Below are 11,327 nucleotides of genomic sequence, written 5' to 3'. Positions count from 1 at the left end.
CGACATGGACGTCGCGAGTCCAAAGACGGAGTTTACGCGGTGTAAATGAGTACTTTGAGCTGATTTTTAACGCCGTATGTCCAAGCGCAGGCAGTTTTCAGACATAGCCTGAAACGAAAATGGCGAATGGTTTTCTCAGATGAATCAAGCTGCTCCAGCAGGAACAGAATTCATGAGGACCACTCGCCATGGGTGAAGGCTCGATAACGTGGTAATCGAGCCCTATGCCCCTGTGCGCAACTCGAGCACGAGGTCAAGCATCAGGCTATGCGATAACCAATATCTACGAAGCCAGGAGCAGCAAGACAAGGCCAAGCGCGGCTGGAACGGCTTGAATGAGGAGAGTCCTCTTGTTCGCAGTCAGTCCGCCGTAGAGACCAGCGACCAAATTGACTCCTTGAAAATCTAACGACCAAGCTCAGCCTCCCTTGACATTGACGCCCCGGAGCGGCAACGCAGGGGTGGCAATGTCAAGGGTCGGTTGCAGCGCCCTGTTGGGCGACGATTACGCGCCGTGGCCGATTTCAGTTGACACTGCTCTCATAGCCAAAATCTAGGTTTTTCGATACTTTCGCAAGACGCTTGTCATGGGTCCATAGCCTTGTATCGGCGGCTAAAGCGGTTGACGCGAGCAAGTGTGCATCAATGAACCCAATACCCCTTCCCATAAGCCGATTCGCTTCGATAAACGCTAGCACTTCAGAATCTGATGCCCTTGGCGCCACGGGAAGATTGGAGAGAAGCCTGAGCGTTTCAGTACGCGACGTCAAATTACCGCAGGCAAGTTCGCCCAGGACGAATGGATGCGTGAGCACGAAGTTCTGCTCCAGGAGCCTTACAAGCCGGGGCAGGCCTTCTCGAAAGTAGTCAATCCATACAGAAGTATCGACCAGAATCATGTCGGCTCCGATTGCCTACGACGTATCGGCTCCAGTCCCGGTTGCGAGCCACCCAGCCGAGCAAGACGCCTCGCGCTCTCGCGCTCGATCAAGGCTTTGATCCCTTCATTGACAAGGGTGGCCCGCTCTTTGATACCAGAAACTCTTTCGGCCTCCGACAGAAGCTCCTCATCTAAATTAACCGTGGTTCTCATGCGCAGTCCTCCATTGCTGAACGGCATCAGCATAGCACATCTTTTGACGTCAAAAATGATGATTCAAATGCGCCCGATCATCTAGTCTGTTCTGTCGCCCAACGCTCGACATGAGCGGCAGCTGACAGCAGGTGAAATCTGATCTTTCCCGCTACAGGCTGTCCGTTCGATGTACGGGTTGGGCATTGTTCGCTGCAAAGGCAGCTACGGAAGCACGCCGAACTATCCACTGGAGAGAATCTCTCCCGATACGTTGTCAACGGTAATGGGATTCTCAAGATACGTGACTGATGGCTCTGTGCCGTACTTCTCTCGGACAAAAGCCTTCCAACTTTCTGTATACATGGCCTCCGCTTCAGATCGGGAGTTCCAGAGATACACTCCGCCGACCGTGCCTCCATCTTCCCACACAACGTAGTGCTTACGGAAAAGCCCAGATGCGCCTTGGTACTTGGGCGCTGTGCTTAAGAAAATCTCTCTTGCTTCTTCCCGGCTGACGCGCTTCGGCAACCGAAACTTGGTAATAGCAATGATCATTCTCGGTTCCTCCATAACAGCAATGGTCACGATAGATGCCTAACGAGGCTGTAGAAAAACCTTCTTACGGATATCCTACACCCTCTCCACATTGGTTCAGCTCATCCAGTCCATCACGCCCAGATCCTTCCATAGATATCGACGGGATTCCCTGAAACCTCCGCGCTATCCTCTGTCGATCAGTAGCGGCCTACCCGCCCCAAGCGTGGCCTCTCTATGCAGTCAATCTGCCGTAATTTGCCAGCTTTTCAATATTATGTACCCGGCAGTATAACTGCCACTGGCCCTGTACCTTCTTCTTGCCACGAAGCCCGAATCGATTCAATCGTTTCGTGGTGCCAATGTTGCCGAATACCGGCTCCACCACTGACATCCGGTGGCTATATATCTCCTTACCCAGTTGGCTATCCACCCGGTGCTTCATCCAGTCAGTGTCGTTCGATTGTCCTTCTCTCTTATATCGTGAATGATACTTGCCGGCCAGCTCCGTTGCGGTGATCTGCCGAGGCTGGGTTCTGCATGCAGCGGTCCTTCTTGGGACTCTGATATTTCTTTTTGCAACCTAGTAATCGAACTTGAAATTGTTGAGATCGACATTCTTACTCCATTGCCTGTTTGAATATTGCATAACAGCGGATCTACAGCACGCTACCGCCCTGCTGGCAGAATGGATGACGATTTCCATCATCCCTAATGCGGCATCCCTGAGTACGTCTAAGCGATCTTCTGCGTTTTTTACCTACCGTAACCAAGCGAAACGTTGAGGGCAACGCTTACACAAGCGAGATGTCTCCGGCCCCTCTCCCCCCTACACTACGACGTTAGTCGTAACCTATCTGTCCAGTCGGTCAAATATTGTCTAGGCTGTAGCCGGACGCGATTGACCAAACGGTCAGCCCTGTCACCGCCTCTACCAACAACGCTTATTCGACAACGCCAATCCAACAACAACGGACACAAGCTATGGAACCGACTTCCTCTTCCCTGGCCGGCAAGGCAAGCGACCAGTCGCTGGCCCAAGGCAATTGGCTGGACAGCTATTTCGGCGTGAGCCGTCGAGGCTCCAGTGTACGTACCGAGATACTGGCGGGTATCGCCACCTTCCTGGCCTCGATGTATATCATCGTGGTCAACCCGGCGGTTCTCAGTGACGCTGGCATTCCCTTCTCTGCCGCGCTCTCAGCCACGGTACTGATCAGCTTCCTGAGCAGCCTGGCGATGGGGCTGTATGCCCGCAACCCGATTCTGGTTGCCCCGGGGATGGGGATGAACGCCCTGTTCACCTATACCCTGGTGCAGGGCGCCGGGCTTTCCTGGGAAGTCGCGCTGGGCTGCGTGTTCTGGTCGGGCGTGCTGTTCGCCACCCTGGCCATGTTCAACGTGCGCAAGGCGATCATCGAGGCCATACCTCCTTCGCTGCGCTATGCGATCACCTGCGGCATCGGCCTGTTCATCACCTTCATCGGCTTCAAGAATGCGGGCTTCATCACCGGCAGCGATGCCACCCTGGTAACACTGGGCAACATGGACGCCAGCATGGTCACCTTCTTCATCGGCATGATGGCGACGGCGATACTGGTCATCCTTCGCTTCAATGGCGCCCTGATCCTGGGCATCGCCCTGACTACCCTGCTGGCTTCTCCGATGGGCCGGCTGTGGGGAGGCGACGTGGTGGTGGAGTGGAGTGGGCTGGCGGCATGGCCCGACTTCAGCGCGGTGATGCAGGTCGATATCTGGGGTGCGCTGAGGGTCGCCTACCTGCCGTTCATCTTCGTCATGCTGTTCACCAACTTCTTCGATGCCTTGTCGTGCTTCATGGCACTTTCCGAATCCGCGGACCTCAAGGACAAGGATGGCAATCCGCGCAACCTCAAGCGTTCCATGACGGTCGACGCCTTCGCCTCGATGATCGCCGCTCCGCTGGGTACCAGCGCCGCCCAGACCTTCATCGAATCCGGCGCTGGTGTGGCCCAGGGCGGCCGCACCGGCCTGGTGGCGGTGACCATCGCCTTCCTGTTCCTGCCGTTCCTGTTCCTGTCGCCGCTGCTCTCGCTGGTACCGGGTATCGCCACCGCACCGGCATTGGTGCTGGTGGGGCTGTTCATGTTGGCGCCGATCAGCAAGATCGAGTGGTCCCGATTCGAGCAAGCCTTCCCCGCCTTCCTGGCCATCATCCTGATGCCGCTGACCTACTCGATCACCCTGGGCATCGCCTTCGGCTTTCTCAGCTTCGTGCTGATCAAGGTATTCACCGGCCGACTCCAGGATATCAAGCCGGCCATGTGGATCTCGGCGGCCCTCAGCGTGGTCATGCTGGTGACCACCCACTAAAGAGAAGAGGGTGCGGCACTGCCCGCACCCACTCATTGGCGATGGATGGCGGCATCAATGAGCCGAAAGAGCACGAGTGCCGCCAGCGCGGCGGCGAACAGCGTCGGCAGCAGGTAATCCGCACGGGTCAGCACCCAGAAATGGATGACCCCCAGCGCCGCCGACACATAGATCAGGCGATGCAGCCAGTGCCAGGCACGGTAACCCATGGCTTTCTGTACGCCGTAAAACGAGGTCAGCGCCAGGGGCACCAATAGCGCCAATGCCGCAACGCCGTAGCGGATATAGGGCAGGTCGACCATCTCGCGGCGAATCCAGGGCCAGTCCCAGTACTGGTCCAGCCCCATCCAGGCCAGCATGTGCGCCACCAGCCAGAAGAAGGCCCACAGGCCGATCTGGCGACGGGCGATCATGAAGCCGACCCAGCCGGTGAAGCGAAAGGCAGGACTGAAGGCAATGGTCACCAGCAGCAGCGTCAATCCGGTCTTGCCGGTGAAGTGCACCACGGCCTCGCTCGGCACCGCACCCAGGTCACCGTAGTACCACTGCCAGGCCAGCCACAAGGCCGGCGCACTGCTTCCCAACAACACCAGCAGCCGAAAGATCCAGATCGCGCCTTGTCTAGACGGCATACCCTCTCGCTCCCTCAACGCTCATGATCAATAGTGACGATCCAGATCCATCCCCGTGTAAAGCCCTGCCACCTCCTCGGCGTAGCCGTTGAACATCAGCGTCTCGCGGCGCCCGCTTTCGCCAATGCGGCGTTCGCGAGCCTGGGACCAGCGTGGATGATCGACCTCTGGATTGACGTTGGCATAGAAACCGTATTCCTCGGGATTCTGCGCCTGCCATGAGGTGGTGGGATGCTCCTCGACCAGCTCGATGCGCACGATGGACTTGATGCTCTTGAAACCGTATTTCCAGGGCACCACCAGTCGGATCGGAGCGCCGTTCTGGTTGGGCATCTCCTCGCCGTAGAGACCCACCGCCAGCAGCGTCAAGGGGTGCATGGCCTCGTCGATTCGCAATGCTTCGCGGTAGGGCCATTCGATGATCGACCGACGCTGTCCCCGAAGGTTGTCGGGATCATGAAGCGACTCGAAGACGACATATTTCGCCCGGGACGTGGGGGCATGACGTTTGAGCAGGTCTCCCAGAGGGAAGCCGATCCAGGGAATCACCATCGACCACGCCTCCACACAGCGCAGCCGATAGATGCGCTCCTCCAGCGACTGTCCCTTGAGCACGTCTTCCAGAGCAAAGGTGCCAGCCTTCTCCACCTCCCCCCCGATGGTCACCGACCAGGGATCGGTGACCAGGCGATGACCATAGATCTCCGGGTCACGCTTGCCGGTACCGAATTCGTAGAAGTTGTTGTAGGTGGTAATATCTCGCAAAGAGGTCAGGGATTCGCCGCCCGCCAGTTCATGCTTTGGCAAGTCCGCGTCCAGTTTGCTTTCCAGCACGCTCGGCCAGGCATGAGCGCCAGGCGCCCAGAACAAACCGGGCGTGGCGACAGCCATGCCGAGCGCGGCGCCCCGGCGCAGAAACCGCCGTCGTGATTCGAACAGAGCCTTTGGTGTCACTTCGGATTCGGAAATCCCCGGATAGCGATAGCGTGGCATTCGAATCCACTCCCAATGGCAAACGAGTGAAAAAAGATGCTGAGAGTTGGTGCTCCGTACAAGTGCCGTCCATCGATGCCGGACAGTATCGCGGAAAACCTTGACCCAGCTCAACAGACCCTCTTATCCGACTATTCTACTAGGTTGATATGGTTCAAGTGACCGGAATAACCTGACTGCACAACAAAGGATGTTCTTGTCTCTGTTACTCATCTGGGAGAATCGCCATGACCTACCACGTTCTTGTTCGGCCCGCACGCCTGATGGCCGCCGTATCGCTGGGTGCTGCGCTTGCCGTCTCCAGTGGAGCCATTGCCGATGACGGCTTGGGCGACTATCGCGACCGCTTCGAACCGCTGCCCCACTTCCCGCCGATCCCAGCCGACAATTCGCTGACGCCGGAGAAGGTGGAGCTGGGCAACATGCTGTTCTTCGAGCCGAGGATCTCTTCGAGCGGCGTGATCAGCTGCGCCACCTGCCACAACCCGGCTCTGGGCTGGAGCGACCGCATTCCGCGCGCCACCGGTCACGACGGCCAGATCGGCGATCGCAACACTCCGACCGTACTGAACTCCGGCTTCCTGGGCTCCCAGTTCTGGGACGGTCGCGAGCCGGATCTCGAGGGCCAGGCGCTCGGCCCCATCGAGGCCGACATCGAGATGGCCATGGACCTGGACCAGGCACTGGAGCGGTTGCAGGAGTTCGATCTCTATCACGAAAAATTCGGTGAAGCCTATCCCGGCGACGAGGACCCGATCAACAAGGAAAACCTGGCCAAGGCACTGGCGAGCTTCCAGCGCACGTTGAATACGCCGAACTCGCCGTTCGATCGCTACCTGAGAGGCGACATGGACGCCCTGAACCAGCAGGAAAAGGATGGCATGGTGGCGTTCGTGGAGAACGGCTGTATCGCCTGTCACAGCGGCCCGGCACTGACCGACAGCAACTTCTGGGCGATCCAGGTGCCCGGTTCCACCGACGTGGGTCGTTTTGATGTGACCGGCGACGAAGCCGACATGTACAAGTTCCGCACCCCGACCCTGCGCAACGTCAGCGTCACCTATCCGTACATGAACAACGGCGCCACCGAAACCCTCGAGGAAGCCGTGGCCATCATGGGCACGGAAATGCTGGGTCGTGACTTCGACGAGGCAACCATTGCGGACATCGCCGCCTTCCTGCACACCCTGACCGGTGAAATGCCCGACTTCGAAGTGCCTGCCCTTCCGTAACGTCAGACACGCTTGGGTATATCATCCGCCCCCGGCCCTCGCCGGGGGTTTTCGTTGGGGTCAAAGGCTGGCAGCCAGTCGCTTGTGCAGGTCGAGACGCCGACCATCACTCATGAAGGCGGATTCGATGGCGCTGCCGGCCAACTGGATGCAGGTCTCCTTCGGCCAGCCGAATGCCTCGTGGCAGGCCACATAGTTGTCCAGCAAGCCACCACCGAAATAGGCAGGATCGTCGGAATTGATCGTGATTCGCAAACCGGCCTCGATAAGCTGCGGCAAGGGGTGATCCGCCATTTTCTCGACCACCTTCAGCCTTACGTTGGAAAGCGGACAGACGGTCAGCACCACACCTTCGTCACGCAGACGCGCCACCAGCTCCGGCTCTTCCAGGCAACGTACACCGTGGTCGATGCGGCAGACATCCAGCATATCCAGGGCTTCGCGAATGTACTCGGGCGGCCCTTCCTCACCGGCATGCGCAACCCGGGGAATACCCAGCAGTTTCGCGCGCTGGAAGACCTCGGCGAATTTCGATGGCGGATGGCCAAGTTCGGCACTGTCGAGCCCCACGGCATCGAGCATTTCCCAGTAGGGGGCCGCACTCTCCAGCACCTTCATCGCCTCCTCGGCCGGACGATCGCGCAGGAAAGCCATGATCAGTGCCGTGGATACGTCCAGCTCCCGCTCTGCCTGGCGTCGCGCCAGACTCAGCCCCTCCATTACCACGTCGAGCTCGATGCCTCGTACCAGATGCGCCTGGGGGTCGAAGTGCATCTCCACATGCACCACGCCTTCCGCATGGGCACGCCGGAAATAAATAGTCCATGGCCAGGTCGTAGAAGTCCTCAGCGGTCCTCAGAACGCTCATGCCCTGGTAGTAAAGGGTCAGGAAGGACGGCAGGTCCTCGAAATCGTAGGCCTTGCGAACCGCCCCTACGGAATGGTAGGGCAGTGTAATCCCGTTCCGCTCGGCCAGGGCAAACATCAGCTCCGGTTCCAGGGAGCCCTCGATATGAAGATGTAGTTCTGCCTTCGGCAGCCGCTGAAGGAAATCACGCATCGATCACCTCGTCGCCAGTTTATTCTCATCCTGATCGATACTGCTAGATTGCGCAATCGGTCAACCGACCTTGCCGAAGCCGCCGGCAATGGGTCACACCTGGCGGATCGAAGGGCCCACCATGGAGCTGATGGACCAGGAAAAGCACCGTGCGACCTGCCAGCCAGGCATCGAGCCGCACGGAAATTCTGGCTGCGGTGGCGGCATCCAGCGCGGCGAAAGGCTCGTCGAGAATGACCAGTCCGGGGTCGCGCAGCCACAGCCGTGCCAGCGCCAGACGCCGCGCCTGTCCGCCAGAGAGTTCCCGGCCGCCCTCTCCCACTCGTGTCGACAGACCATTGGGCAATGCCTCGGCCCAGTCGGCCAGACCAGCCCAATCAAGGGCTTGCCAGAGTTCAGCGTCACTGGCATCGGGGGCCGCCAGGAGCAGATTCATCGCCAGGCTGTCCTGGAAAAGATCGGCCTGTTGCCCCAGGATGGCCACCCCCTCGCGCAGCGATCTTTCCTCCACCTCCTCCAGCGCCATCCCTCCCAGACGAATACTGCCCTCGGAAGGTAGCAGCCGGCGTGTCAGCAAGGCCGCCACGCTGGACTTACCGGAACCGGAAGCTCCCGTCAGCACCAGGCGATCGCCCGGTGCCAGGCTCAGGTCGATATCACACAGCGCCGGCAACAGCGCATCCGGATAACGCAGGCCTACTCCCTGCAGCGACACCGAAAGCGGTCCCGCTGGTAATGGCGCAGCGGCCGGTGGCGTGGGCATGGTTCCGGACTCCGACAGGGCGTTGAGTCGCTCGGCCGCGGCTCGAGTCGCCCCCAGATGGGTGAACGCTACCGGTAGCAGGTTAAGGGCTTCGCCCGTCGCCAGCACAGCCAGTGGCATCATGACCATGATGGCACCGCCGATGACGCCTTGTTGCCAGGTCGCAGCGGCCAGCCACAGGGCCACCAGCATCGCCAGGCCAACCAGCAGATTGGCCAGTGATGTGCCCAGGGAAGCGAACCTGCCCAACCGCCGCTGCTCACGCTGCAGATCCGCTTCCCGTTCACGCAGGCGACAGCGGTGCGATGCCCGACTACCGTAGGCCTCCAGTTCCGCCTGGCCCTGCAGGTGCTCGATGACCTGGCCTCGCAACCGCTGCAGGTGTGTGGCCTGGCCACGGCTGGGCGCCATGCCGAGCCAGGCCTGCCCTGCGGTCAACCACAGCCAGGCAGGCAGCAGCACGCAGGCTACCGCAGCCCCCACCGAGGGCGCCCACAGCGCCAGAAAGCCGGACACCGAGACGATGAGCAGCAACGCCACGGCAGGAGGCGCCAACAGCCGAAGATAAAGACCGTCCAGTGTGTCGATATCAGCCGTGAGCCGATTCAGCCAGTCACTCGAGCGCCGCCTGGACAGGGTCCGCTCATCAAGGCGGGTCATCACGGCAAAGAGCTGCCCCCTGAGATCGGCAAGCAGCCTCAACACGGTGTCGTGGTTATAGAGCCGCTCGCAATAGCGCGCCACGGTGCGAGTCACGGCGAAAGTACGAATACCGCCACCCGGCACATGCACATCCAGGCTTGCCGCAATGCCGGCGGCCAGCGCCATGCCCGTCAGTGCACTGGCCGTAATGAACCAGCCGGAGAGCGCCAGCAAGCCGATGGCAGAAAAAAGCGTCAGCATCAGCAGTGCCGTTCCCCCGGCCAGGCGACCGCGTCGACGTGCCAACAGACGCAACCATGGCAGGAACGTTCTTCTCAGAGAAGAGTCACGCATCTGGCGGTTCCTCGCCGTCGACAGACTGGATCTGGCCATGCGCCAGCGTCAGCCGACGAGTCGCCAGCCGGATCAGCGCCGGATGGTGGGTGGCAATGACCAGCGTCCGGCCCTGGGTCACCAGCTCTCTCAATGAGTCGATCACCTGGGTCTCGGTATCGTCATCCAGGCTACTGGTCGGCTCATCCAGAAGGATCAGAGGCGCATTGGAGAGAAAGACCCGAGCGAGGGCCAGGCGCTGGGCCTGGCCACCGGACAGCCCCGACCCTCGTTCCCCAAGTGGTGTATCGATGCCGTTGGGCAGCGACTGGACCAGCATCGCCAGGCCCGCCTGTTCGAGGGCCTGACAGAGCTGCTTCCGGCTCGCCTCGGGGCGGGCGAGCCGAAGGTTGTCGGCGAGGCTGCCATGAATCAACAGCGGGCGCTGGTCCATCCAGGCGAAGGTCAGCCCGGCCAGGACCCGGCGCTCGCCCTGGTCCGGGGCGACGAAGCCCGCCAGCAGCTGCAGCAGGGCCGACTTGCCGACACCGGTAGGGCCAGTGATCAGCAGCGTCTCGCCCTCTTCCACGGCAAGGTCCAGCGGGCCCAATACGCGACCACGACCCGGGTGGGAAAGCGTCACGCCGGAGAGGGAAAGCAGCTGTCCCGATACCGTCACGCCAGGCGCCGGATGGATTCGGGAGCTGGCCACCGGCTCGGCCAGCAGCGTCACCATGCCATCGGCAGCACCCAGGGCGGCGGCACGGTCGTGGTAGTGCTGTGCCAGGCTGCGCAGGGGCTGAAAGAACTCCGGTGCCAGCAACAGTACCAGCAACCCGGTAAACAGGGTCAGTTCATCGGCCGGGCCATGGTCGATATAGCCCAGCAGCCCGAAGCCGACATAGATCGCGACCACGGCGATGGCCACCGATGCGAAGAATTCCAGTACCGCCGAGGAGAGAAAGGCCAGACGCAGGGTTCGCATGCTCAACTGCCGGTAGCGGTCGGCTGTCGCCTCCACCTCGACCGTCGCCGCCTCGGCACGATGAAAAAGCTGCAGGGTGGCGATGCCACGCACCCGGTCGAGGAAGTGGCCGGCCAGCCGGCTCACCGCGGCGAATTGCTCGCGGTTCAACCGCTCCGCGCCGATGCCGACCAGTGCCATGAAGACGGGTATCAGAGGAGCCGAAAGCAAGAGGAAAAGCGCCGCCAGCCAGTCCAGCCAGACCACTACCACCAGTATGGCCAGCGGGATCGCGACCGCCAGACGAAGTTGTGGCAAGAAACGGGCGAAATAGCCATCAAGGGCCTCGACCTGCTCGACCAATTGGCTCGCCAGGCTGGCCGTATGGCGGTTGCCCGCACGCACTGGGCCCATGGCGGCAAGATGGTCGAGCAGTTCACGCCTGACCGCTTCGCGAATGCGCAGGCTGGCTTCCTGCCCGGCCGCCTCCTGCCCCCATTGGGCCAAAGCTCGTAACGGCAGCACCACCGCAAGCGAAGCAAATACCCAGTCAAGGGAGGCAAGATCGACACCGTCGACCAGAAGCCGGCTGACGATCCAGGCCAGCAGGGACAGCTGAAGGATCGTCAAGGCCCCTGCCGCCATGCCAGCCAGCGTGGCCAGGGCCAGCCACGACCGCTGGCCGGCGGCATGGGCCGACAGCCAGCGGCGTGACGTCAGTGCCGGGCCGGAATGCTCGCCCATCGG

The 11,327-nt window shown here is 60.7% G+C and carries 10 protein-coding genes and 2 pseudogenes; 2 read left to right on the top strand and 10 right to left on the bottom strand.

What is annotated here, in order from left to right:
• Positions 1–283: 283 nt before the first annotated feature.
• From C1H69_RS11960 to C1H69_RS11940, 5 genes and pseudogenes are all read right to left on the bottom strand, one after another.
• Positions 284–391 (bottom strand): annotated as a pseudogene (locus tag C1H69_RS11960) (DUF1304 family protein); the annotation flags it as partial.
• Between the two features lie 133 nt (positions 392–524).
• Positions 525–899, bottom strand: coding sequence for a type II toxin-antitoxin system VapC family toxin (locus C1H69_RS11955; RefSeq protein ID WP_102653636.1), 375 nt, complete (start codon positions 897–899; stop codon positions 525–527).
• Entirely contained in the window at positions 896–1,093 is a 198-nt protein-coding gene (locus C1H69_RS11950) for a type II toxin-antitoxin system VapB family antitoxin (RefSeq protein WP_102653635.1), read from the bottom strand. The genes C1H69_RS11955 and C1H69_RS11950 overlap by 4 nt, the downstream gene beginning before the upstream one ends.
• A gap of 222 nt (positions 1,094–1,315) precedes the next feature.
• Complete coding sequence (locus C1H69_RS11945) at positions 1,316–1,630, bottom strand: monooxygenase (RefSeq protein ID WP_102653634.1); 315 nt, start codon at positions 1,628–1,630, stop codon at positions 1,316–1,318.
• 214 nt (positions 1,631–1,844) lie between these two features.
• Positions 1,845–2,114, bottom strand: a complete 270-nt coding sequence (locus C1H69_RS11940) for a transposase (protein ID WP_240609921.1) — start codon at positions 2,112–2,114, stop codon at positions 1,845–1,847.
• Positions 2,115–2,593: 479 nt separating this feature from the next.
• Here C1H69_RS11940 and C1H69_RS11935 point away from each other — a divergent pair, with 479 nt between their 5' ends.
• Positions 2,594–3,961 (top strand): NCS2 family permease, encoded by a 1,368-nt coding sequence (locus C1H69_RS11935; protein WP_102653633.1) that lies wholly within the window; start codon positions 2,594–2,596, stop codon positions 3,959–3,961.
• Between the two features lie 32 nt (positions 3,962–3,993).
• On the opposite strand, the gene C1H69_RS11930 is transcribed toward C1H69_RS11935, so the two are convergent.
• Both C1H69_RS11930 and msrP read right to left on the bottom strand, forming a co-directional pair.
• Positions 3,994–4,593: a protein-methionine-sulfoxide reductase heme-binding subunit MsrQ gene (locus tag C1H69_RS11930; protein ID WP_102653632.1), complete on the bottom strand. Its 600-nt coding sequence runs from the start codon at positions 4,591–4,593 to the stop codon at positions 3,994–3,996.
• 27 nt (positions 4,594–4,620) lie between these two features.
• On the bottom strand, positions 4,621–5,586 hold the full coding sequence (msrP, locus tag C1H69_RS11925; RefSeq protein ID WP_102653631.1) for a protein-methionine-sulfoxide reductase catalytic subunit MsrP: 966 nt from the start codon (positions 5,584–5,586) through the stop codon (positions 4,621–4,623).
• Positions 5,587–5,813: 227 nt separating this feature from the next.
• Here msrP and C1H69_RS11920 point away from each other — a divergent pair, with 227 nt between their 5' ends.
• Positions 5,814–6,818 carry a cytochrome-c peroxidase gene (locus tag C1H69_RS11920; RefSeq protein WP_240609919.1) on the top strand — a complete coding sequence of 335 codons (1,005 nt, stop codon included), beginning with the start codon at positions 5,814–5,816 and terminating at the stop codon, positions 6,816–6,818.
• A gap of 60 nt (positions 6,819–6,878) precedes the next feature.
• On the opposite strand, the pseudogene C1H69_RS11915 reads toward C1H69_RS11920, so the two are convergent.
• The 3 genes and pseudogenes from C1H69_RS11915 to cydD all read right to left on the bottom strand — a co-directional run bounded on the left by C1H69_RS11915 (position 6,879) and on the right by cydD (position 11,324).
• Positions 6,879–7,878: pseudogene (locus tag C1H69_RS11915) on the bottom strand (adenosine deaminase).
• Positions 7,879–7,921: 43 nt separating this feature from the next.
• Entirely contained in the window at positions 7,922–9,637 is a 1,716-nt protein-coding gene (cydC, locus tag C1H69_RS11910; protein ID WP_102653630.1) for a thiol reductant ABC exporter subunit CydC, read from the bottom strand.
• Positions 9,630–11,324 (bottom strand): thiol reductant ABC exporter subunit CydD, encoded by a 1,695-nt coding sequence (gene cydD / locus C1H69_RS11905; protein ID WP_102653629.1) that lies wholly within the window; start codon positions 11,322–11,324, stop codon positions 9,630–9,632. The genes cydC and cydD overlap by 8 nt, the downstream gene beginning before the upstream one ends.
• Positions 11,325–11,327: the final 3 nt, after the last annotated feature.

This window comes from Billgrantia endophytica (assembly GCF_002879615.1).
Classification (GTDB): domain Bacteria; phylum Pseudomonadota; class Gammaproteobacteria; order Pseudomonadales; family Halomonadaceae; genus Halomonas; species Halomonas endophytica.
Note: the sequence above shows the minus strand (reverse complement) of the source record. Positions and strands in the feature narration are given on the sequence as shown.

Excerpts from the sequence above, each read along its gene's own strand:
- C1H69_RS11955 (WP_102653636.1), bottom strand. The coding sequence starts at position 899 with ATGATTCTGGTCGATACTTCTGTATGGATTGACTACTTTCGAGAAGGC.
- C1H69_RS11935 (WP_102653633.1), top strand. The coding sequence starts at position 2,594 with ATGGAACCGACTTCCTCTTCCCTGGCCGGCAAGGCAAGCGACCAGTCG.
- C1H69_RS11950 (WP_102653635.1), bottom strand. The coding sequence starts at position 1,093 with ATGAGAACCACGGTTAATTTAGATGAGGAGCTTCTGTCGGAGGCCGAA.
- C1H69_RS11920 (WP_240609919.1), top strand. The coding sequence starts at position 5,814 with ATGACCTACCACGTTCTTGTTCGGCCCGCACGCCTGATGGCCGCCGTA.
- cydC (WP_102653630.1), bottom strand. The coding sequence starts at position 9,637 with ATGCGTGACTCTTCTCTGAGAAGAACGTTCCTGCCATGGTTGCGTCTG.
- msrP (WP_102653631.1), bottom strand. The coding sequence starts at position 5,586 with ATGCCACGCTATCGCTATCCGGGGATTTCCGAATCCGAAGTGACACCA.
- C1H69_RS11945 (WP_102653634.1), bottom strand. The coding sequence starts at position 1,630 with ATGATCATTGCTATTACCAAGTTTCGGTTGCCGAAGCGCGTCAGCCGG.
- cydD (WP_102653629.1), bottom strand. The coding sequence starts at position 11,324 with ATGGGCGAGCATTCCGGCCCGGCACTGACGTCACGCCGCTGGCTGTCG.
- C1H69_RS11930 (WP_102653632.1), bottom strand. The coding sequence starts at position 4,593 with ATGCCGTCTAGACAAGGCGCGATCTGGATCTTTCGGCTGCTGGTGTTG.